Origin of the sequence: Streptomyces sp. NEAU-YJ-81, assembly GCF_017592595.1 — a bacterium.
Classification (GTDB): domain Bacteria; phylum Actinomycetota; class Actinomycetes; order Streptomycetales; family Streptomycetaceae; genus Streptomyces; species Streptomyces hygroscopicus_B.
Window position 1 is genome coordinate 111,175 of the sequence record NZ_JAGFNO010000003.1, and the last position, 21,978, is coordinate 133,152.

Genomic DNA, 21,978 nt, shown 5'->3' on the forward strand with positions numbered 1-21,978 from the left:
AGCAGCCGTTTCCCGTACACGCGAACGAATTTCGCTTACTATTGCCCCCTGGCTGGGTGGTTCAACGCGCCACGAATCGACGCGCGTCCGAACGGGTGGGTAGGGTCCCGATGCAATGACTGGCGGCGTGGACACTCCGTGGGCCCGGATGCGCAGAGCTCTGCACCGGGCTCGCACTGGCGTGCGCAAAGCCGGAGTGGACTATTTCCGCGGCGAAGGCTCCGACCGGCTCGCCCTGACGGCGCTGCTCCTCGGCATCCCCGCCATCGCCGGAGGCACCATCGCCCAGCCCGACTGGTGCTCCCCGTCCGCCCTCGTCCTGCCCATCGTCGCGGGCGGGCTGTTGCTGCGCCCCGCCAGCCTGCTCGCCCTCTACGCGGCGGCCGCCACGGCCCTGATCGTGGAGTCCGCCGTGCTCGGCCCGTACGCCGAGGAGGACGCCTCCTCCCGGGTCACCCCCGGCACCATCCTGGTCGTCGCCGCCGTGGGCTTCTTCGGCCTGCTGATCGCCCAGTTCCGCAGCCGCGTCGGGGTGCCCTGGCGGCGCGGCGGCACCATGCTCTTCGACCTGCGCGAGCGCATCCGCGTCCAGAGCAAGCTGCCCGGTCTGCCGCGTGGCTGGCACCGCGAGATGGCGCTGCGCCCGGCCGGTGGACAGTCCTTCTCCGGTGACTTCGTCGTGGCCGCCCGCACCGGCGGCGGCCGCACCCTCGAGGTCGTCCTCACCGACGTCTCCGGCAAGGGCATGGACGCCGCCTCGCGCGCCCTGCTGCTCTCCGGCGCCTTCGGCGGCCTCCTCGGCTCCCTGCCCCCGCACGGCTTCCTCCCGGCCGCCAACGGCTATCTCCTGCGCCAGGACTGGGACGAGGGCTTCGCGACCTCCATCCATCTCGTCCTCGACCTCGACAGCGGCGACTTCGAGCTCTTCTCCGCCGGACATCTGCCCGCGCTCCAGCTGAGCGCGGGCACCGGCAAGTGGGAGGAGAAGTCCGCCGACGGCCCGCTGCTGGGCGTCTACGACGGCGCCCAGTTCGACCCCACCAAGGGCACTCTCCGCCCCGGCGACGTCCTGATGCTCTTCACCGACGGCCTCGTCGAGACCGCCGACCGGGACATCAGCGAAGGCATCGACCGCCTTACGGGCGAGGCGGACCGCTACGTCGGCTCCGGCTTCCACGGCGCGGCCTGGCATCTGATCGAGACGGTCGCGAAGGACGTCAACGACGACCGGGCCCTGCTGCTGATCTGCCGCCAGTAGCCGCACCTTTCCCGCCCGACTGCCCGATGGCGCCTGCCCGCGAGGTCCCGGCGGGGGTTAACCCCACCCCGGATACGCCGGTCGCCGTCATGGCTGCCAAGGGGCCGCGATCCGTACGTTCGAGGGGAATCGGGCGAACTCCTCGGAAGGGTCACCACCATGCGGCTGCGCAAGCGGCGAGAGACGGCGGCACCGGCGCCGCACCACGACGCCCATGCCATCGAACTCCACGGCATCCAGCGCCGCTACGGCCGTGGCCGCACCGCCGTCCACGCCCTGCGCGGCATCGACCTCGCCCTTCCGCGCGGCAGCTTCACCGCCGTCATGGGCCCCTCGGGCTGCGGCAAGTCGACGTTCCTGCAGTGTGCCGCCGGGCTCGACCGGCCGACCGCCGGGTCCGTGCGGCTCGGCGGCACCGAAATCACCGGAATGAGTGAGAACAAGCTCACCGCGCTGCGCCGCGCCCGCCTCGGGTTCGTCTTCCAGTCCTTCAACCTTCTCCCCTCCCTGACCGTCGAGCAGAACGTGCTGCTCCCGATGCGGCTCGCGGGCACCCGCCCCGACCGCCACCGGGCCCGTGAGGTGCTCGCCCAGGTCGGGCTGGGGGAACAGACCAGGCGGCGGCCCGGTGAGCTCTCCGGCGGCCAGCAGCAGCGCGTGGCCATCGCCCGCGCCCTGGTCACCCGCCCCGATGTCGTCTTCGCCGACGAGCCGACCGGCGCCCTGGACACCAACACCGCCGCCGAGGTGCTCACCCTCCTGCGGCAGGCCGTGGACGCGATGGGCGCGACCGTCGTGATGGTCACGCACGACCCGGTCGCCGCGAGCTACGCCGACCGCGTGCTCTTCCTCGCCGACGGCGCGATCGCCGACCGGCTCCTCCGCGCCCCGGCGCACGAGATCGCCGAGCGGATGACCCGCCTCACCGCCCGCACTCCGGCCCCTGCCACGGCCTGGGCCGCGGAGGGGGTCCGGTGAAGCCGCTCACCAACGGGCTGGCCCGCGCCGCCGTCCGCTTCAAGCCGTCCGCCTTCGCGGGCACCTTCATCGCCCTGGCCGTGGCCGCGGCGATCGTGTCCGCGTGCGGCATCCTGCTGGAGACCGGGATCCGGGCCTCCGTACCGCCGCAGCGCTATGCGAGTGCCCCGGTCGTGGTCGCCGCCGACCAGCGGGTGCACTATGTCATCGGCCATGGCGACGGCCGCTCGGACGAATCCGAGCAGGTCCCCGACCGCGCCCGGCTCGACGCCTCCCTGGTGGCCACCGCTGCCCGCACCCAGGGGGCCGCGGCCGCGGCCCCGGATGTGAGCTTCCCTCTCCGCACCGCCCATGGGGCGCTCACCGGCCATGGCTGGGGCGCGGCGCCCTTCACGGGGGTGGCGCTCGCCTCGGGCGCGGCGCCCCGTGACGGCGAGGCGGTCCTCAGCCCCGGGGCGGCCCGCGCGGCGGGTACCGGCGTCGGCGGCCGGATCACGGTGACGGCGCCGGACGGCCGCCACACGTTCCGGGTCTCCGGTGTGACCCGTAAGGCGGGCGGCGCCGACGGCGACGGCCTTACGGCGTGGTTCACCGACCGCCGGGCCCAGGCGCTGAGCGGGCATCCCACCACCGTGGACGCCGTCCTCGTCCGCCCCCGCCCCGGCACCACGCCGGACCGGCTGGCCGCCCATCTGGAGCGGGCCGTGAAGGGCGCGGCGCACTCCCCGCGCGTGCACACCGGCGGCGGCCGCGGCGCCATCGAGGAGCCCGCGCTCGCGAACGCCAGGGAGACGCTCATGGGGCTCGGCGGCTCCTTCGGCGGGATCGCGACCGCCGTCGCCGTCTTCACCACGGCGGGCACCGTCGCCCTCTCCGTCGGGCAGCGCGGCCGCGAGGTGGCCCTGCTGCGGGCGATCGGCGCCACCCCGCGCCAGATCCGCCGCTCCGTCGCGGCCGAGGCGGTGCTGGTGGCACCGCTCGCGGGCGCGGTCGGCCTGCTGCCCGGGTACGCGCTCGCCCACTGGTGGTTCGGACAGCTCAAGGAGAAGGGCGCCATCCCCGGGCCCGTGGAGCTCTCCGTCTCCTGGATCCCGCTCGTCACCGCCGTCGGCGCGGGGCTTCTCACCTCGCTCCTGGCCGGCCTGATGGCCGCCCGCCGCCCGGCGCGGATCCCGCCGGGGCGGGCGCTCGGCGAGGCGGCCGTCGAACGGCTGCGGCCCGGTGTGATCCGTACGGTCCTCGGCGTCGCGGCCCTCGCCGGCGGCATCGTCATGACCGGCGTCGCCGCCTCCGCCTCCGGCGACGACGCGGCCAACGCCGCGCTCGGGGTCGTGATGCTGTTCATGCTCGCCGTGGCCCTGCTCGGCCCGGTCATCGCCCGGCTGTGCGCCTGGCTGATCGGTCTGCCGCTGCGCGCCGGACCGGCGTCGGCCCATCTGGCCTCGGCCAACAGCCGGGCCAACGCCCGCCGCCTGGCCTCGGCGATCACCCCCATCGTGCTGGCCATGGCCTTCGCCTCGACGCTCGTGTTCATGCACACCAGCGAGGACCACGCGGGCGACCGCCAGAGGCGGGCGGGCATCGTCGCCGACCAGGTGATCTCCGCCCCCGATGGGCTCCCCTCCGGTACCGCGGCCCGCGCCGGCTCCGTGCGGGGCGTGGCCGCGTCGGTGGGGCTGCTGCGCACGGGGGTGCTGGTCCCGGTGGGCTCGGGCGACGGCCGCTGGCTGCGGACCGCGTCGACGCAGGGCGTCTCGGGGAGCGGCCGCGACCTGGCGGCCGTACAGGACCTGGACGTCCGTAAGGGGCACCTGGACGCCCTGGGGCCGGGCCGGGTGGCCGTCGACGCGCTCCTGGCGAAGGCGGCCCACGCCCGGGTCGGGCACCGGCTCGCCCTCCACCTCCCGGACGGTACGAGGATCTCGCCCACCGTGGTCGCGATCTACGGGCGCGGGCTGGGGATCGCCGAGCTCACCCTGGCCCGTACGGCGCTGGCCGGCCATGTGACGTCGTCGTTCGACAGCGATGTGCTGGTGCGGGACGCGGAGGGGGCGGACCGTAAGGCCGTCGCGGCGGCGCTCGGCCGGCTCGGCGAGCGGGTCACCGACCGGGACGGCTACGCGGCGGCCCAGGACGAGGACCGGAAGCTGAACGCCTGGGCCAACACCGTCATGGCGGCCGTCCTCGGCGGCTTCGCCGCCGTCGCCGCCGTCAACACCCTGGTCATGACGGTGCTGGACCGCCGCCGCGAACTGGGCACCCTGCGGCTGATCGGCACCACCCGGCGGCAGGTGCTCGGGATGGTGCGCTGGGAGGCGCTGCTGGTGGCCACGGCGGGCATCGCCCTGGGCACGGCGATCGCGCTGGCCACGCTGGTGCCGATGATGCGCGGCCTGACCGGCGAGGACCCGTACGTGCCGCCGCTCACCTACGCGGGCGTCGCGGGCGCCGCCGTGGCGCTCGGCCTCGCGGCGACGGCGCTCCCGGCCCGTGCGGCGCTGCGCCGCACCACGCCGAAGCCGTGAAAGGGCTGGCCCGTGGGGTCCGCGGTCCAGCCCTTCACGTCGTGCCCGTCGGCGCGCTAGCCGGCCGTCGTCGTACGGCTGCGAGCCTGTTCGGCGGGGTCCTTACGGAAGGCCCAGGCCATCTTCGGCTCCATGGCGAAGCGGAAGGCGCGCTGGACGGGAGGCGTGCACAGCACGGTGACCACGGAGGCGGCGATGACCGTGACCGCGATCTCCCCCAGCGGCTTGTGCAGCCACTCATGGTTGTCGAACCAGCCCCAGAAGCGGGAGCCCTTGGCGAGGAAGCCGTGCAGCAGGTAGCCGTACAGCGTCCCGGCGCCCAGCACCGTGAACCACATGTGCCGCCGCGGCACCCAGGCGAAGAAGCAGCTCACCAGCACGACCGAGCAGCCGAAGAGGGCGAGCGTCATCACCGGGCCGGTCCACGGCGGCGCGCCCAGTTCCTGGACGCTGTCGCGGTGGTAGAACCACGCCGAGCTCATCCGCGGCGCCGCCCAGTAGGCGAAGACGAGGGCGCACGCGAAGATCGGCACGGACACGATCCGCACGGAGCGGCGGCGGATCAGCTCGAAGTGCTCGGGCTTCATGCACAGGCCGAGGACGAAGAACGGCAGGAACTGCAGCAGCCGCTGCATGTCCAGGTCGTCACCGATGTCGGGCGAGACCGCCGCGAGGGTGGCGACCGCGAGCGAGAGCGGGATCGGCCAGCGCACCAGCTTCCAGAGCGGAGTGGTCAGCCGCCATACGAACAGCGCGACCAGGAACCAGGTGAGGTACCAGGGGTCGAGCAGGCTGAAGTCGTACGTCGGGTCGTCGTCCGCCCAGCGCTTGAACAGCGTGTACGCGACCTCGAAGATCAGGTAGGGCACCGCTACGCCGGTGACCAGCCGCTTGAGCCGGTCCGGCCGCATGTCGAAGCTGCGCGAGAAGTAGCCGGAGATCAGGATGAAGGCCGGCATGTGGAAGGTGTACACGACCATGTACAGCGCTTCCGCGGTGCGGCTGGAGTCGGTCAGCGGCTCCCAGGAGTGGGCCATCGCGACCAGCACGATCGCGAGGTACTTCGCGTTGTCGAAGAACGCGTCCCGCTGCTTGGGCTTCTGTCCGGCGGGGGCGCTGGGGGCGGGCGGGGTGGACGCCTGCTGCCCTGGTTCTTCGGCCCGCGGCGTAGGGGGAGTGGGCGCCGCCTCCTGGGGGAGGGGGGTCCGCTGATAACCGTGTGGGCGCAGGGAGTTGGTCACAGGCCCTCCCACCAGGAACTGGGGGAGACCACCCGGGACCTCACTGCGCGTGGGGGAGTCATGGCAGCGCGAAACATCTAAGGCACGATAGCGCTCAAACCTGTATTACGTAAAACCTCGTTCTGTTTGCTTTCCGTTCATGGTCTTCGCATCGCGGCCGATAGCCGGTCCAGGGAAGTCGGCAGGGAGTCGACAAAGCGATGCGATCATTCGATATCCCGGCCCAGGCCGCCCGTTCTGACCACTTTCATCCTACTTAATTGGGGCATATGACCCGCAGGAGGCTCTGGCGGAATGTCTGATTCATTGATGTTTTGTCACCCTGTCGAGTGATCGCCGGACGAATTCCGAATTCCCGCCCGAGATCATCCGGGGCGGTCGGAATTAACCAGCCGGGCGCCCCGCCGAGTTGTGGGCAGCATCACCCGCGCCCCTTTGAATGAGCGGTTACCGGACGGGTACCGAAGGGGTGGGTGGCGTGTGCACAGGTGACCGTATATCGCTCCATCCCGCTGCTGAGCGGGGGGAGTTGATGGCACGATGGTGACTGCGGGGGTGTGCGGGGTCGCGTGCTTCCGGGGACTGTGAGACGTGTGCGACTGAGGGTGGGATGTTGTGGCCATTTCCCTGTCATTGGTGCTGCTGGTGGGCATCATCCTGGTGATAATGATCCGGAATGGCCGGGTCAAGTGGGGCCCTGCCCTCGTCGCGATCCTCTTCGGGTTCCTGCTCGCCTCGTCCAACGTCGCGCCGGACATCCAGGAGTTCCTCGACTCGGCCGCCGAGGCGATTGCCGACATCAACCCCTGACGCCGGCCCGGCTCAGCCCCTGAGGCATCCGCGCCCCGCGTCACGGGGGCGCGGATGCCCGGGCGTGTGCGCATACGCAAACGGCCCGGCCCGGGGAGTCCCCCGGGCCGGGCCGAAAGCAGTGGAGCGGGCGACGGGAATCGAACCCGCGTAGCCAGTTTGGAAGACTGGGGCTCTACCATTGAGCTACGCCCGCACACGCCGCGTACACGGATGCACCGGTCACCCGGACACCTCCGCCCAGGCATGATCACCCGGATCGCGGCACGAGATGCATCGTAGCGGTTCTCCACCGTTCCCCGCACACCCTTGCCCACCAGTCGAATAACCGGCAGCCGGGGGGTCCGCGGGCATGTACCCTACGTGTCGCACCGACGGGGTGTGGCGCAGCTTGGTAGCGCGTCCGCTTTGGGAGCGGAAGGTCGTCGGTTCGAATCCGGCCACCCCGACCATCCACAGGCGTTCAAGATCGCGTTGTGGGGCCCGTCATGCTTGCGGTTACTATGCAAGCTGCGTGTCTGTGTCTTTTTTAACCGGACGCGAATCCGCTGCGACGCGACAGCGCACCGCAGCTGAACATCACACGTCAGCCCCCAAGGAGACCCAACCGTGAAGAGCGCCGTGGAGAACCTGAACCCGACCCGGGTTCGGCTCACTGTCGAGGTGCCCTTCGAGGAGCTCAAGCCCAGCCTCGACGCGGCGTACAAGAAGATCAACCAGCAGGTCACGGTGCCTGGGTTCCGTAAGGGCAAGATCCCGGCCCGCATCATCGACCAGCGGTTCGGTCGTGGCGCCGTCCTGGAAGAGGCCGTCAACGAGGCGCTCCCGAAGTTCTACACCGACGCGGTCAACGAGGGTGAGCTGAACCCGCTCGGCCAGCCCGAGGTGGACATCACCGAGCTCAAGGACAACGAGCTCCTGACCTTCACCGCCGAGGTCGACATCCGCCCGACGATCGAGATCCCGGACTACTCCGGTATCGAGGTCACCGTCGACGCCGTCGAGGTCTCGGACGAGGACCTCGACAAGTCCGTCGAGCAGCTGCGCGAGCGGTTCGCCACCACCAGCCCGGTGGAGCGCGCCGCCGCCGAGGGCGACATCGTCGTGATCGACCTCGAAGCCAAGGTCGAGGGCGAGGTCCTGGAGGACGGTGTCGCCACCGGCGTCACCTACACCATTGGCTCGGGCGAGCTGCTGGACGGCATCGACGAGGCCGTGACCGGCCTGGAGGCGGGTGGTGAGGCCACCTTCGCCTCCGAGCTCAAGGGCGGCTCCGCCCAGGGCAAGGAGGCCGAGGTCTCGGTCAAGGTGTCCGAGGTCAAGGCTCGTGAGCTGCCGGAGCTCGACGACGACTTCGCCCAGCTGGCCAGCGAGTTCGACACCCTCGAGGAGCTGCGCGCGGACAGCCGTAGGCGCCTGGAGCGGTCGAAGAAGTTCGAGCAGGCCACCCAGGCCCAGGAGAAGGTGCTGGACGCCCTGCTGGAGCTGGTCGAGGTGCCGATCCCCGAGAAGCTCCTCGAGGAAGAGATCAACACCCGTAAGCACAACCTCGAGCACCACCAGCTCGGCCAGATGGGCCTGAACCTCGAGTCGTACCTGCAGATGCAGGACAAGACCGCCGAGGAGTTCGACGCCGAGCTCAAGGAGCAGGCCGAGAAGGGCATCCGGACCCAGTTCGTCCTCGACGAGCTGGTCAACAAGGAGCAGCTGTCCGTCGGCCAGGAGGAGCTCACCGAGCACCTCATGCGCCGTGCGCAGTCCTCCGGCATGAGCCCGGACCAGTTCGCCCAGGCCGTCGTCGAGGGCGGCCAGGTGCCGATGCTCGTCGGCGAGGTCGCCCGCGGCAAGGCGCTGGCCGTCGTGGTCGAGGCCGCCAAGGTCGTCGACGACAAGGGCGAGACCGTCGACCTGGACGACGAGGAGGACGAGACCGGCGAGACGGTCGAGGCCACCTCCGAGGCCGTCGAGGCGCCCGCCGAGGCCGAGGCCGCGACCGCCGAGGAGCCCGCGGAGTCCCAGGAGAAGCAGGACAAGGCCGAGAGCTGATCCCGGTCCGCTCCACAGCCCGTACGAACGGGCCCGAACGTCTGCGCGCGTCCGGGCCCGTTCGTGTTCCGCGATGCCGGTCCGGTTCCGGAACATGCGCTCAGAGCGAACAGTTCCTGATGCGGGATGGCGCCCGCCGACCAGCGCGTTAGGGTCCGTAGATACGAGGGCAGGGGAGTCTCGCAAGCCCGCCGGGGCCGCACCGGCGGCCACACCCCCGCACCCCAGAAGAAGACGCTGAGACGGCCAGTCAGCCGTCAGAGACGAGCAGGTGGATACGTGACGAATACGATGCCTTCCGCCGCCGGCGAGCCGACCGTCGGTGGCCTCGGCGACCAGGTCTACAACCGGCTGCTCGGCGAGCGGATCATCTTCCTCGGCCAGCAGGTCGACGACGACATCGCCAACAAGATCACGGCTCAGCTGCTCCTGCTCGCCGCCGATCCGGAAAAGGACATTTACCTCTACATCAACTCTCCGGGCGGCTCGATCTCGGCCGGCATGGCGATCTACGACACCATGCAGTACATCCAGAACGACGTGGTCACCATCGCCATGGGCCTGGCCGCCTCCATGGGGCAGTTCCTGCTGAGTGCGGGCACCCCGGGCAAGCGTTTCGCGCTGCCCAATGCCGAGATCCTGATCCACCAGCCCTCCGCGGGTCTGGCCGGTTCCGCCTCGGACATCAAGATTCACGCCGAGCGGCTGCTGCACACCAAGAAGCGCATGGCCGAGCTGACCTCCTTCCACACCGGCCAGACGGTTGAGCAGATCGTCCGTGACTCCGACCGCGACCGCTGGTTCTCCGCCCAGGAGGCCAAGGAGTACGGCCTGGTCGACGACGTCATGACGTCCGCCTCCAGCGTTCCGGGCGGGGGCGGCACCGGGGCCTGAGTCCCGCCGTCCCGTAGCCGACCTCCAGCCCCCAGATCGCCACAGGATGGTGAAGACCCAGATGAGCAACTTCCCCGGCAGCGGCCTGTACACGGGCCCGATGGCCGAATCCCGCTATGTCGTTCCGCGTTTCGTCGAGCGCACCTCCCAGGGCATCCGCGAGTACGACCCGTACGCGAAGCTCTTCGAGGAGCGCGTGATCTTCCTGGGCGTCCAGATCGACGACGCCTCGGCCAACGACGTCATGGCGCAGCTGCTGTGCCTGGAGTCGATGGACCCGGACCGTGACATTTCGGTCTACATCAACTCTCCCGGCGGCTCGTTCACCGCGCTGACCGCCATTTACGACACGATGCAGTTCGTCAAGCCCGACATCCAGACGGTCTGCATGGGCCAGGCGGCGTCCGCCGCGGCCGTGCTGCTCGCCGCCGGTACGCCGGGCAAGCGGATGGCCCTGCCCAATGCCCGCATCCTGATCCACCAGCCGTACAGTGAGACCGGGCGTGGTCAGGTCTCCGACTTGGAGATCGCGGCCAACGAGATCCTGCGGATGCGCTCGCAGCTCGAGGAGATGCTGGCCAAGCACTCCACCACGCCCATCGAGAAGATCCGCGACGATATCGAGCGGGACAAGATCCTCACGGCCGAGGAGTCCCTGGCGTACGGTCTTGTCGACCAGATCGTTTCCACCCGCAAGACGTCGGTCGGTCTCGGCTGAATCTTCGGTGGCGACACCTCCCTTGGACCGAGTAGGTCCAAGGGGGGCCCGAACCGGGGGCCCGGCAAGGTACCGTCGTAGAGGGCTGGGGGCCCCGGCCCACGGGAAAAGAAGCAGAAAGCGCAGCGCAAGCACCCGGTTCCGCGCAGCAAAGCGGATCCAAGGCGAAGGGGAAGCACCTCGTGGCACGCATCGGTGACGGCGGCGACCTGCTCAAGTGCTCGTTCTGCGGGAAGAGCCAGAAGCAGGTGAAGAAGCTCATCGCGGGCCCGGGTGTGTACATCTGCGATGAATGCATCGATCTCTGCAACGAGATCATCGAGGAGGAGCTCGCCGAGACCTCCGAAGTGCGCTGGGAGGAACTCCCCAAGCCGCGCGAGATCTATGAATTCCTCGAGGGCTACGTGGTCGGCCAGGAGGCCGCCAAGAAGGCCCTCTCGGTCGCCGTCTACAACCACTACAAGCGGGTTCAGGCGGGCGAGAACGGCGGCCACAGCCGGGACGACGGCATCGAGTTGGCCAAGTCCAACATTCTGCTGCTCGGCCCCACCGGCTCCGGCAAGACCCTGCTGGCGCAGACCCTCGCCCGGATGCTCAACGTCCCCTTCGCCATCGCCGACGCCACCGCGCTCACCGAGGCGGGCTATGTCGGCGAGGACGTGGAGAACATCCTCCTCAAGCTGATCCAGGCCGCTGACTACGACGTCAAGAAGGCCGAGACGGGCATCATCTACATCGACGAGATCGACAAGGTGGCCCGTAAGAGCGAGAACCCCTCGATCACCCGCGATGTGTCCGGCGAGGGCGTTCAGCAGGCGCTGCTGAAGATCCTGGAAGGGACCACGGCGTCGGTGCCGCCGCAGGGCGGCCGGAAACATCCGCACCAGGAGTTCATCCAGATCGACACCACGAATGTGCTGTTCATCGTGGGCGGGGCCTTCGCCGGTCTGGAGAAGATCATCGAGTCGCGGGCGGGTGCCAAGGGCATCGGGTTCGGCGCCACGATCCGCTCCAAGCGCGAGATCGAGGCGAGCGACCAGTTCCAGGAGGTCATGCCCGAGGACCTGGTGAAGTTCGGAATGATCCCGGAATTCATCGGCCGTCTCCCGGTCATCACCTCCGTCCACAACCTCGACCGCGAGGCACTGCTGCAGATCCTCGTCGAGCCGCGGAACGCGCTGGTGAAGCAGTACCAGCGGCTGTTCGAACTCGACGGTGTGGAGCTGGACTTCGACCGTCCGGCCCTGGAGGCCATCGCCGACCAGGCGATCCTGCGCGGCACCGGGGCCCGGGGCCTGCGCGCCATCATCGAGGAAGTGCTGATGTCGGCGATGTACGAGGTGCCGTCCCGCAAGGACGTGGCCCGCGTCGTCATCACCGAGGACGTCGTGCACTCCAATGTGAATCCCACGCTGGTGCCCCGCACCCGGGGCACCGAGCCGGGTGAGCGGCACGAGAAGAGCGCGTAGGCGCCACGCACGCGTAGTCGCCCCGCAGAGAGCATGCGAAGAGGGCCCCGGTATCCCGGGGCCCTCTTCGTGTCGTACGCGCCCTGTGGGCGCCTTACGGGCGGTTCAGGCGGGCTTGCGGGTGTCCTGGTAGATGCCCGCGGTCACCTTGGCGAAGGACTCCATGTCGGCGTCCGACGGCGAGGTGTTCTCCGCGTTGACGTCGAGCACCATCGCCGCGTCCGTCTCCTCCGCCCAGACACAGGCCGGGGCGTAGATCCGGTCGTAGAGCTTGACCACCTCGCACTCCACCGAGGGGCCGTCGGCGCCCTCCGGCTGGAACCGCTTGCGCTTCTCCTCCACCGTGGGGGAGCCGTCGCCGCCCGCGAAGCCCTTGAACATCTCGTCCCGGACCGCCTCCGGGTCCCTGATCTCGCCGTACATCCCGGAGAAGGCGAGCCCCGAGTTGTCGTCGTCCGACCGCTTGTACTGGGCCAGGACAGACGTCGCGCCCTCGGGCATGCTGCCCTGCACGCTGGTGCCCTCGTTGTCGAGGTCGTCCGTGCCCTTGTCCAGCGTGTACGTGCCGTCGTCGAGCGTCTTGGGGGTGACCAGCTTCATCGACTTCGGGCCGTCGTCGCCGCCGGACAGCACCACGGCGCCGGTGACGATCGCACCCACCACCACGAGCCCGGCCAACGTCACCGCGATGATCTTGGTGCGGTTGCCGCCCCCGCCGGCCGCGGGCGGCGCGGGGTAGGGCGGCTGGCCGTAGGGACCCGCCTGCTGCTGCGGGTAGCCGTAGCCCTGCGGGGGCGGCGCTTGCGGATAGCCGTAACCCTGCGGCTGCGCGTACGGGTTGGGCTCCGCGGGCTGCTGCTGCCCTCCGCTGTACGGATTGGGCTGAGCGCCCCCGTACGGGCTGGGTCCGCCGCCGTAGGGCCCCGGTGGCGGTGGCTGGTTGTGGCTCATGGCTGTGGGGGTCCCCCTCCGGATCGGCTGTGGCCTGTGAACTGGGCAGCCCGCTCGGCTACTTGATCTCCACGCGCGCGTCGTTGCGGACCTTCGCGGTGATGTCAGCGGCGTCGTCGAGCGACATGCCGTTGCCGGACAGCGCCGCGGCCGCGTCGGAGACGACCACATAGCCCACCGTGCTGTTGTCCCCCCACATGCAGATCGGGATCGTGAACCCCTTGCTGGGTATGCCGCTGGAGCTGGAGCCCTCACCCGGGGTGAACTTGGTGTTCTGGCACTTCATCACGGCGTTCTCGAAGCCGCTGGGCGTCACCGACTCCGGGCTGCCCACGAGCTCGGCCTTCATCCCGCTGCTGGTCGAGGAGTCCTTCTCGGCCTCCTGAGCGATCTTCGCGAAGGCGCCGTCGACTACCGCCTCCGGGTCCTTCACCTCGCCCCAGACCCCGTTGAGCTGGAGCTTCTTCACGCTCATGCCCTCGCCGGACTTGTACTCCGCGCTCACGGGCTCGGGGTTGCTGACGCCGAACTTCTCGAAGTCGTCCGCGTCCGAGGAGGTGAGCCCGCCGCCGGCGCCGGAGGACTCCTTGGTGTAGTCGCCGGCCACCGTCTCGGGGGTGGTGAGCTTGTACCGCTTGCCGTCGTCGGCGACCTTACCGCCGCCACCGCCACCGCCGCCGTTGTCGTCCCCGCCCTGGATCACCAGGACGCCGCCGACGATCGCGGCCACCACGACCACCGCGCCGATCGCGAGCCACAGGCCCTTCTTCTTGCCGCCGCCCTGGCCCGGGTCCGGCTGGTACGGGCCCGGCATGCCCGGCTGGCCGTACGGCTGCTGCTGGCCGTACGGGTTCGGGGGCTGTCCGTAGGGGCCCGGCTGCCCTTGCGGCTGCCCGGGGTAGCCGTAGCCCTGCTGCGGCGGCTGCGGCGGCTGTCCGTAGGGACCCGGCTGCTGCGGGTAGCCGTAGCCGGGCTGGCCGGCCGCACCACCCTGTCCGTAGGGACCCGGCTGTTGGGGCTGCTGGCCATAGGGGCCCGGCTGGTTGTAGCTCATCTGTATCCCTCGTTGGTGAAACCGCTGTTGTGTTGCTGTTCGCCGGTCGCGGGCTAGCCGTCGATCTCGACGCGCGCGTCCTTGCGCACCTTGGCCGTGAGGCCGGCGGCGTCCTCAAGGGACATACCACCGCCGAGAACCGCGGCCGCCGGGTCCGCCATGACTGTGACGCCCAGGGTGTCCTTGTCGCCCCAGACGCACGCGGGGGCCTCCATGGATCCCTGATCCGAGGTGAACTTCATGGACTGGCACTTCAGGACGTCCCCGTCGAAGCCGTCCGGGGAGAACGTCTGGGGGCTGCCCTTGGCCTGCGCGGTGCCGTTGTCCTGCAGCGTCTTGACGATGACCGCCAGTGCGAGGTCCGCGCCCCGCGCCGGGTCGGTCACCTCGCCCCAGACGCCGGTGAACTTCAGCATCTCCTTGCCGGAGGTCTGGTAGTCGGCCGCCACCAGATGCGGGTCCTTGACGACCGGCACCTGCTGGAGGTCCTTCCTGCCCGCCGCCGACAGATCGCTGTCGTCCGTGCCCGAGCCCTGACGGTCGTAGTCCGCGGCCACGGTCTTGGGCGTGGTCAGCTTGTACGGGCCGCCGCTGCCGCCGCCGAACAGCATGAACGCCCCCGCCCCCAGCGCCCCCACGATCACCACCGCGCCGACCGCGAGACCCACCTTGCGGCCCTTACCGCGGCCACCGGCCGCCGGTCCCTGGGGCGGCGGCGCCTGGGGCCCGCCGTAGTAGCCCGGGCCCTGCTGGGGCACGGGGCCTTGCTGGGGCACAGGGCTCGGCTGGGGCGGCTGGGGAGGCTGCCCGTAAGGGTTCGCGGGCTGAGGGTGTCCATAGCCGCCGGACCCGCCGTAAGGGCTCGGCTGACCGTAGCCACCCTGCGGCGGCTGGCCGTAGCCCGGTGTCTGCGCATACGGATTGGGCACCGGCGGCTGGCCGGCGCCGTACGCCCCTGGCTGGCCCCCATAGGGGCCGGGCTGCGGCGGCGGCTGCTGATGGCTCATGTGCCTCTCCTTATGCGCATGACAGTTCCAAACATCCTTCCCGACGGCCCAGGGCGCCTTGGCCCCGGGGCCACAACGGGTTCGTAACGGAAGGCCGCGGCCCTTTAGACTGCGGAGGTGACCGAGAACTCTTCGCAGCGCCCCACGAGCGGGCCGAACAGCCACCCCGAACTGCCGACCCAGTACGCGCCGGCCGATGTAGAGGGGCCGCTGTACGAGCGCTGGGTAGAGCGCGGTTACTTCGAGGCGGACGCGAAGAGCGACAAAGAGCCCTACACCATCGTCATCCCGCCCCCCAATGTGACCGGCTCGCTCCACCTCGGCCATGCCTTCGAGCACACGATCATCGATGCGCTCACCCGGCGCAAGCGAATGCAGGGCTTTGAGACGCTCTGGCAGCCCGGTATGGACCACGCCGGTATCGCCACGCAGAACGTGGTCGAGCGCGAGCTGGCCAAGGAGGGCGTCTCCCGCCACGACCTGGGCCGCGAGGCGTTCGTCGAGCGCGTCTGGCAGTGGAAGGGCGAGTCCGGCGGGCAGATCTCCGGCCAGATGCGGCGCCTGGGCGACGGCGTCGCCTGGAACCGTGAGCGCTTCACCATGGACGAGGGGCTCTCCAAGGCCGTCCAGACGATCTTCAAGCGGCTCTACGAGGACGAGCTGATCTACCGCGCCGAGCGCATCATCAACTGGTGCCCGCGCTGCCTTACGGCCATCTCGGACATCGAGGTGGAGTACGACGACGATGACGGCGAACTCGTCTCGATCCGGTACGGCGAGGGCGACAGCTCCATCGTCGTGGCGACCACCCGCGCCGAGACGATGCTGGGAGACACCGCGGTCGCCGTCCACCCCGACGACGAGCGCTACCGCCATCTGGTCGGCACCGAGATCGAACTGCCGCTCACCGGCCGCCGGATCCTGATCGTCGCCGACGAGCATGTCGACCCCGAGTTCGGCACCGGCGCGGTCAAGGTCACCCCGGCCCACGACCCGAACGACTTCGAGATCGGCCAGCGGCACGGCCTGCCGAACCTGACCGTCATGGACGAGCACGCGGTCATCACCGCCCACGGCCCCTTCCAGGGCCTGGACCGGCTGGAGGCGCGCAGCGCCGTCGTCGGCGCCCTGCGCGCCGAGGGCCGGATCGTCGCCGAGAAGCGCCCGTACACCCACTCCGTGGGCCACTGCTCGCGCTGTAAGACGACCATCGAGCCGCGGCTGTCCATGCAGTGGTGGGTCAAGGTCGGCCCGCTGGCCAAGGCCGCGGGCGACGCGGTCCGCGACGGCCGGGTGAAGATCCACCCGGAGGACATGTCGAAGCGCTACTTCGACTGGGTCGACAACCTCCACGACTGGTGCATCTCGCGCCAGCTTTGGTGGGGCCACCGGATCCCGGTCTGGTACGGGCCGAACGGCGAGGTCGTCTGCGTCGGACCGAACGAGGAGCCGCCGAGCGGCGAGGGCTGGCACCAGGACAGCGATGTCCTGGACACCTGGTTCTCGTCCGGCCTGTGGCCGTTCTCCACGCTCGGCTGGCCCGAGCAGACCGAGAGCATGGAGAAGTTCTATCCGAACTCGGTCCTGGTCACCGGCTACGACATCCTCTTCTTCTGGGTCGCCCGGATGATGATGTTCGGCCTGTACGCGATGGACGGCACCCCGCCGTTCCACACCATCGCGCTGCACGGCATGGTGCGTGACCAGTTCGGCAAGAAGATGTCCAAGTCCTTTGGCAACGCGGTCAATCCGCTGGACTGGATGGACACCTACGGATCGGATGCCGTCCGCTTCACCCTGGCCCGGGGCGCCAACCCCGGGGTCGACGTTCCGATCGGCGAGGACTGGGTCCAGGCGTCCCGCAACTTCGCCAACAAGATCTGGAACGCGACCCGCTTCGCGCTGATGAACGGCGCGACGGTCGAGGGCGAACTCCCCGCCCCCGAGCGGCTGTCCGCCACCGACCGCTGGATCCTGTCCCGGCTGAACGAGGTCGTCGCCGAGGTCGACGCGTACTACGAGGACTACCAGTTCGCCAAGCTCTCCGACGTCCTCTACCACTTCGCGTGGGACGAGGTCTTCGACTGGTACGTCGAGCTGTCCAAGACCACCTTCGCCAAGGGCGGCGCGGAGGCCGACGCCGCGCGGCGCGTCCTCGGCGAGGTCCTGGACGTCACGCTGCGGCTGCTGCACCCGGTGGTCCCGTTCGTCACCGAGAAGCTGTGGACCTCGCTGACCGGCCAGGAGTCCGTCGTCATCGCGGCGTGGCCCGGCGACAGCGGCTTCCGGGACGAGGCTGCCGAGCGGGAGATCGAGAACCTCCAGCAGGTGGTCACCGAGGTCCGCCGGTTCCGCGCCGACCAGGGCCTCCAGCCCGGTCAGCGGGTCCCGGCGCGGCTGGAGCTGTCCGGCACCTCGCTCGCCGCCCACGAGGACGCGATGCGCTCCCTGCTGCGCCTCCAGCCGGCCGGTGAGGACTTCACGGCCACCGCCTCGCTGCCGGTCGCGGGCGCGACCGTGGCGCTGGACCTCTCCGGTGCGATCGACGTCGAGGCCGAGCGCAAGCGGCTGGCCAAGGACCTCGCCGCGGCCGAGAAGGACAAGGCGCAGACGACCGCGAAGCTGTCCAACGAGGGCTTTCTGGCCAAGGCCCCCGACCATGTGGTGGAGAAGATCCGCACCCGGCAGGCGACCGCCGAGGCCGATATCGCGCGGATCACGGCCCAGTTGGCGGCCCTCCCCAAGGGCTGACCAAGGGCTGGCCGAGGGCTGACCGAAAGCCGGTCGGCACTGATCGCACGAGGCGCCCCCGCCGGATTCCGGCGGGGGCGCTTTGGTGTGTGCGATGTGCCACAGACGCCCGGAGAAGCCTCACAAACGCCTCACAGGCCCCGCACAGCAAAGCCCCACCGGGAACCAAACACTGCCTTCCGGGAGTTCTCCGGCAGTACGTCCCGGAAGGAGCTCCACCCTCCATGAACAAGCCGCTGCGAAGGGCCTCCATTTTCTCGCTTCTGCTCGTGCTGGCCCTGCTCGCCTGGGCCACCTATGTGCAGTTGGCGAGAGGCGACAGTCTCCGGGACAACTCGCACAACAGCCGTGTGGCCATCTCCCAGTACGCCGGCCCGCTGGGCGACATCCTGGCCGGCGGCAAGCCGATCACCGGCTCGGCCTCCACCGACGGCGACCTGAAGTACAAGCGCACCTACACCGACGGCAAGCTCTGGGCCCCGGTCACCGGCTACGCCTCCCAGTCCTACGGCAGCACTCAGCTCGAGGCCCTGGACCGGCAGGTCCTCGATGGCTCCGACAGCCGGCTGAAGAACCCGCTCGAGGCGGTGACGCGGGAGCGGTCCAAGTCCGGCGATGTGATCACCACGATCAATCCGGCCGTGCAGAAGGCCGCCTATGAGGGCCTGGGGAACAAGACCGGCGCGGCCGTGGCGCTCGACCCCACGACCGGCGCCGTCCTGGGCCTGGCCAGCACCCCCTCGTACGACCCCGGCAGCTTCGCGGGCTCCTCCACCAAGGACCAGAAGGCGTGGCTCGCGCTGCAGAAGGACAAGAAGCAGCCGATGCTGAACCGCGCGCTGCGCCAGACGTACCCGCCGGGCTCGACCTTCAAGGTCCTGGTCGCCGCCGCGGCGCTGGAGAACGGGCTGTACTCGTCGGTGGACGAGCCGACCAAGAGCCCGGATCCGTACCGGCTGCCGGGCACGGTCACCGATATGCACAACGAGAACAGGTCGGCGCCCTGTAAGAACGCGACGATACGCACCGCCCTGGAGTACTCGTGCAACACGGTGTTCGCGAAGATGGCCGTGGACCTGGGCCAGTCCAAGGTGTCGGCGCAGGCCGAGAAGCTGGGCTTCGACGACTCCAAGCTGGACATCCCGGTGCGCGCCGCGAAGAGCCTCTACCCGAGCGGCATGAACGACTCGCAGACGGCTCTGAGCGGAATGGGCCAGTTCGATGTGACGGCGACTCCGCTGCAGATGGCGATGGTCTCCTCGGCCATCGCGAACGACGGCAAGCTGATGACCCCGTACGAGGTCGACCGCACCACGGACGGCACTGCCTCCGCCCTGGACCGTAACCAGGCCAAGACCTACGGCGAGGCGATGTCCAAGCACACCGCGTCCGAGCTGCAGTCCGCGATGCGGACGGTCGTGGATCAGGGCACCGGGACCAACGCGAAGATCCCCGGGGTGACGGTGGGCGGCAAGACCGGCACCGCCCAGCACGGTGAGAACAACAGCGCCAATCCCTACGCGTGGTTCATCAGCTACGCGGACGCCGGCGGCGGCCACAAGGTCGCGGTCGCGGTGGTGGTCGAGGACAGCGACGCGGCCCGCGCCGACATCTCCGGCGGCGGCCTGGCGGGGCCGATCGCTAAGTCCATGATGAAAGCAGCTCTCGCTGATACCGGGTCGTGACCCCGGGGATGGCGCTGGCCCGGCTTGTCACCCCTGCCTCGTAGACTGGTCGGCGTGAGCGAGGAGCGCCCCCAGAACGAGTCCGACGAGTTCGAAGAGATCGTCGAAGCCGAGACCGACCGTGACCCCGATCTGGCGGTGATCGAGGCCGGTAGCCGGACGCTGCGTGCGCAGTCCGGGCCACCGCAGGGGGACGGCATTCCGTCCCGCCCGGCCGACCCGGAGGTGGACCGCGCCCTGCGTGAGGTGGAGGGCGAGCTGGCCAAGCGCTGGCCGGAGACCAAGCTGGACCCGTCGCTGGTGCGCATCGAGTCGCTGATGGACATCCTCGGCTCGCCGCAGCGGTCCTATCCCTCGATCCACATCACCGGTACGAACGGCAAGACCAGCACCGCCCGTATGGTCGAGTCGCTGCTGGGCGCCTTCGAGCTGCGCACCGGCCGCTACACCAGCCCTCATGTCCAGTCGATCACCGAGCGGATCAGCCTGGACGGGGCGCCGATCTCCGCCGAGCGGTTCATCGAGACGTACCAGGACATCCAGCCGTACATCGAGATGGTCGACGCCCAGCAGGAGCACCGGCTGTCCTTCTTCGAGGTGCTCACCGGGATGGCGTACGCGGCCTTCGCGGACGCGCCCGTGGACATCGCGGTGGTCGAGGTCGGCATGGGCGGCTCCTGGGACGCCACCAATGTGGTCGACGCGGGCGTCGCGGTGATCATGCCGATCTCGCTGGACCACACCGACCGGCTCGGCACCACTCCGGAGCAGATCGCCACGGAGAAGGCCGGCATAGTGAAGCAGGACGCCACCGTGGTGCTCGCGCAGCAGCCGGTGGAGGCCGCCTCCGTGGTGCTCAAGCGCGCCGTCGAGGTGGACGCCACGGTCGCCCGTGAGGGCATGGAGTTCGGTGTCCTCTCCCGGGAGGTGGCGGTCGGCGGTCAGCTGCTGACCCTGCGCGGCCTCGGCGGGGAGTACCCCGATGTCTTCCTTCCGCTGCACGGCGCCCACCAGGCACACAACGCGGCGATGGCGCTGGCCGCCGTCGAGGCGTTCTTCGGCGTCGGCTCCCAGCATGCCCGCACGCTCGACATCGACACGATCCGCTCCGCCTTCGCCTCCGTGACCTCGCCGGGCCGGATGGAGGTCGTGCGCCGCAGCCCCACCGTGGTGCTGGACGCCGCGCACAACCCCGCGGGCGCCCGTGCGGCGGCCGAGGCGGTCACCGAGTCCTTCGACTTCAGCCGGCTGGTCGGCGTGGTCGGGGCGAGCGCCGACAAGGATGTCCGCGGTCTGCTGGAAGCCTTCGAGCCGATCTTCGCCGAGGTCGTGGTGACCCGCAATTCCAGCCATCGCGCGATGGACCCGGACGAGCTGGCCGCGATCGCCGTCGAGGTCTTCGGCTCCGACCGGGTCCAGGTCGAGCCGCGGCTGGACGACGCCCTGGAGGAAGCCATCACCCTGGCGGAGGAAGAGGGCGAATACGCCGGAGCGGGTGTTCTGGTGACCGGGTCGGTGATCACGGTCGGCGAGGCCCGGCTGCTTCTGGGAAGGGGCTGATATGCGGACGCTGTGCGCTTCCACCCTCATCGGTGAGTTCTTTGTGATCGGCTTCGCCGGGCTGGTCGCGATGAAGACGTCCGGGCTGTCGATGGGCACCGTCTGGACGGTCAGCGGGATCGCCATGGCGCTGTGTGTGCTGCTGTGCGGGATGCTGAGCCGTCCGGGCGCGGTGCAGATCGGCTGGGCCCTGCAGATCGGCCTGGTGCTGAGCGGTTTCGTGGTGACCACCATGTTCGTCCTCGGGGTGGTCTTCGCCGCGCTGTGGTGGGCCTCTGTCCACTTCGGCCGTAAGGTCGACGAGGCGAAGGCGCGGTTCGCCGCGGCCTCGGCCGCCTCACCTGACACTGCGTGACGTGGCCCTCGTTCACCCATGTAGCCTCTGCCTCACAGCGCCACCCGCACGCCATTTCCCAAAGGAGCCCGCACCGTGAGCCAGCGCACGCTCGTCCTTCTCAAGCCCGACGCCGTCCGACGCGGTCTGGTGGGCGAGATTCTGGGGCGGATCGAGAAGAAGGCGGGCTGGACGATCAGCGCCCTCGAGCTGCGTCAGCTGGACCGTGAGGTCCTGGAGCAGCACTACGCCGAGCATGTCGGCAAGCCCTTCTACGAGCCCCTGATGGAGTTCATGGCCTCCGCTCCGGCCGTGGCGCTGGTCGTCGAGGGCGAGCGGGTCATCGAGGGAGTCCGGGCGCTGGCCGGGCCGACCGACCCGATCGCCGCGGCGCCCGGGTCCATCCGTGGCGATTTCGGCACCATCGTTCGGGAAAATCTGATCCATGCCTCGGACTCCGAGGAGTCCGCCGAACGGGAAATCAAGATTTTCTTTCCCGGGCTCGCCTGATCCCGATCCGATCGGTACTGATCGGCCATCAGTTTGATCATCAGCTTGACACACCCCTGCTGACCTGGGGGCGGCCGAATTGCCCGGCCGCCCTTCGGCATATGCGAGCCGATCGGGGGAACGCATCTCCGCGACACGACGTCACCATTAGAGGAGGCGGGGTCGTGTTCTGCTGACAATGGCGGAG

The 21,978-nt window shown here is 69.8% G+C and carries 17 protein-coding genes and 2 tRNA genes; 14 read left to right on the forward strand and 5 right to left on the reverse strand.

Going from position 1 to position 21,978, the window contains the following annotated elements; translation table 11 throughout:
- Nucleotides 1-115 precede the first annotated feature (115 nt).
- From J5X86_RS08880 to J5X86_RS08890, 3 genes are all read left to right on the forward strand, one after another.
- On the forward strand, nucleotides 116-1,258 hold the full coding sequence (locus J5X86_RS08880) for a PP2C family protein-serine/threonine phosphatase (RefSeq protein ID WP_208516220.1): 1,143 nt from the start codon (nucleotides 116-118) through the stop codon (nucleotides 1,256-1,258).
- Between the two features lie 159 nt (nucleotides 1,259-1,417).
- The gene (locus J5X86_RS08885; RefSeq protein ID WP_078641426.1) at nucleotides 1,418-2,236 is read left to right on the forward strand and encodes an ABC transporter ATP-binding protein; all 819 of its coding nucleotides are present in this window, start codon (nucleotides 1,418-1,420) and stop codon (nucleotides 2,234-2,236) included.
- The gene (locus tag J5X86_RS08890) at nucleotides 2,233-4,761 is read left to right on the forward strand and encodes an ABC transporter permease (RefSeq protein WP_208516221.1); all 2,529 of its coding nucleotides are present in this window, start codon (nucleotides 2,233-2,235) and stop codon (nucleotides 4,759-4,761) included. Before J5X86_RS08885 ends, J5X86_RS08890 begins: the two co-directional genes overlap by 4 nt.
- 56 nt (nucleotides 4,762-4,817) lie before the next feature.
- On the opposite strand, the gene J5X86_RS08895 is transcribed toward J5X86_RS08890, so the two are convergent.
- Nucleotides 4,818-6,002 (reverse strand): acyltransferase family protein, encoded by a 1,185-nt coding sequence (locus tag J5X86_RS08895; protein ID WP_208516222.1) that lies wholly within the window; start codon nucleotides 6,000-6,002, stop codon nucleotides 4,818-4,820.
- 615 nt (nucleotides 6,003-6,617) lie between these two features.
- Between J5X86_RS08895 and J5X86_RS08900 the strand changes: the two genes are divergently transcribed.
- On the forward strand, nucleotides 6,618-6,812 hold the full coding sequence (locus J5X86_RS08900; protein ID WP_208516223.1) for a hypothetical protein: 195 nt from the start codon (nucleotides 6,618-6,620) through the stop codon (nucleotides 6,810-6,812).
- A gap of 122 nt (nucleotides 6,813-6,934) precedes the next feature.
- Here J5X86_RS08900 and J5X86_RS08905 read toward each other — a convergent pair.
- A tRNA-Gly gene (locus J5X86_RS08905) sits at nucleotides 6,935-7,008 on the reverse strand.
- A 179-nt stretch (nucleotides 7,009-7,187) separates the two neighbouring features.
- Between J5X86_RS08905 and J5X86_RS08910 the strand changes: the two genes are divergently transcribed.
- From J5X86_RS08910 to clpX, 5 genes are all read left to right on the forward strand, one after another.
- A tRNA-Pro gene (locus tag J5X86_RS08910) sits at nucleotides 7,188-7,264 on the forward strand.
- A gap of 157 nt (nucleotides 7,265-7,421) precedes the next feature.
- The gene (tig, locus tag J5X86_RS08915; protein ID WP_208516224.1) at nucleotides 7,422-8,858 is read left to right on the forward strand and encodes a trigger factor; all 1,437 of its coding nucleotides are present in this window, start codon (nucleotides 7,422-7,424) and stop codon (nucleotides 8,856-8,858) included.
- 279 nt (nucleotides 8,859-9,137) lie between these two features.
- A complete protein-coding gene (locus J5X86_RS08920; RefSeq protein WP_308124479.1) occupies nucleotides 9,138-9,752 on the forward strand; it encodes an ATP-dependent Clp protease proteolytic subunit in 615 nt (204 codons plus the stop codon).
- A gap of 61 nt (nucleotides 9,753-9,813) precedes the next feature.
- On the forward strand, nucleotides 9,814-10,470 hold the full coding sequence (locus J5X86_RS08925) for an ATP-dependent Clp protease proteolytic subunit (RefSeq protein ID WP_037945933.1): 657 nt from the start codon (nucleotides 9,814-9,816) through the stop codon (nucleotides 10,468-10,470).
- Nucleotides 10,471-10,652: 182 nt separating this feature from the next.
- Nucleotides 10,653-11,939, forward strand: coding sequence for an ATP-dependent Clp protease ATP-binding subunit ClpX (gene clpX / locus J5X86_RS08930; RefSeq protein ID WP_059145704.1), 1,287 nt, complete (start codon nucleotides 10,653-10,655; stop codon nucleotides 11,937-11,939).
- Nucleotides 11,940-12,044: 105 nt separating this feature from the next.
- On the opposite strand, the gene J5X86_RS08935 is transcribed toward clpX, so the two are convergent.
- Genes J5X86_RS08935 through J5X86_RS08945 form a run of 3 tightly spaced genes read right to left on the reverse strand, consistent with a single transcriptional unit; the run spans nucleotide 12,045 to nucleotide 14,951 of the window.
- Nucleotides 12,045-12,890 (reverse strand): hypothetical protein, encoded by an 846-nt coding sequence (locus J5X86_RS08935; RefSeq protein WP_208516225.1) that lies wholly within the window; start codon nucleotides 12,888-12,890, stop codon nucleotides 12,045-12,047.
- Nucleotides 12,891-12,948: 58 nt separating this feature from the next.
- Nucleotides 12,949-13,944, reverse strand: coding sequence for a hypothetical protein (locus J5X86_RS08940; protein WP_208516226.1), 996 nt, complete (start codon nucleotides 13,942-13,944; stop codon nucleotides 12,949-12,951).
- A gap of 53 nt (nucleotides 13,945-13,997) precedes the next feature.
- On the reverse strand, nucleotides 13,998-14,951 hold the full coding sequence (locus tag J5X86_RS08945; RefSeq protein ID WP_208516227.1) for a hypothetical protein: 954 nt from the start codon (nucleotides 14,949-14,951) through the stop codon (nucleotides 13,998-14,000).
- A gap of 117 nt (nucleotides 14,952-15,068) precedes the next feature.
- Here J5X86_RS08945 and J5X86_RS08950 point away from each other — a divergent pair, with 117 nt between their 5' ends.
- The 5 genes from J5X86_RS08950 (at nucleotide 15,069) to ndk (ending at nucleotide 21,791) form a co-directional block, all read left to right on the forward strand.
- A complete protein-coding gene (locus J5X86_RS08950; protein WP_208516228.1) occupies nucleotides 15,069-17,702 on the forward strand; it encodes a valine--tRNA ligase in 2,634 nt (877 codons plus the stop codon).
- A gap of 224 nt (nucleotides 17,703-17,926) precedes the next feature.
- The gene (locus J5X86_RS08955; protein WP_208516229.1) at nucleotides 17,927-19,387 is read left to right on the forward strand and encodes a penicillin-binding protein 2; all 1,461 of its coding nucleotides are present in this window, start codon (nucleotides 17,927-17,929) and stop codon (nucleotides 19,385-19,387) included.
- Between the two features lie 54 nt (nucleotides 19,388-19,441).
- Nucleotides 19,442-20,947: a folylpolyglutamate synthase/dihydrofolate synthase family protein gene (locus J5X86_RS08960; RefSeq protein WP_078641416.1), complete on the forward strand. Its 1,506-nt coding sequence runs from the start codon at nucleotides 19,442-19,444 to the stop codon at nucleotides 20,945-20,947.
- A 1-nt stretch (nucleotide 20,948) separates the two neighbouring features.
- Nucleotides 20,949-21,302, forward strand: coding sequence for a DUF4233 domain-containing protein (locus J5X86_RS08965; protein ID WP_137965755.1), 354 nt, complete (start codon nucleotides 20,949-20,951; stop codon nucleotides 21,300-21,302).
- Nucleotides 21,303-21,377: 75 nt separating this feature from the next.
- Entirely contained in the window at nucleotides 21,378-21,791 is a 414-nt protein-coding gene (ndk, locus tag J5X86_RS08970) for a nucleoside-diphosphate kinase (RefSeq protein WP_078641414.1), read from the forward strand.
- The last annotated feature ends 187 nt before the right edge of the window (nucleotides 21,792-21,978 follow it).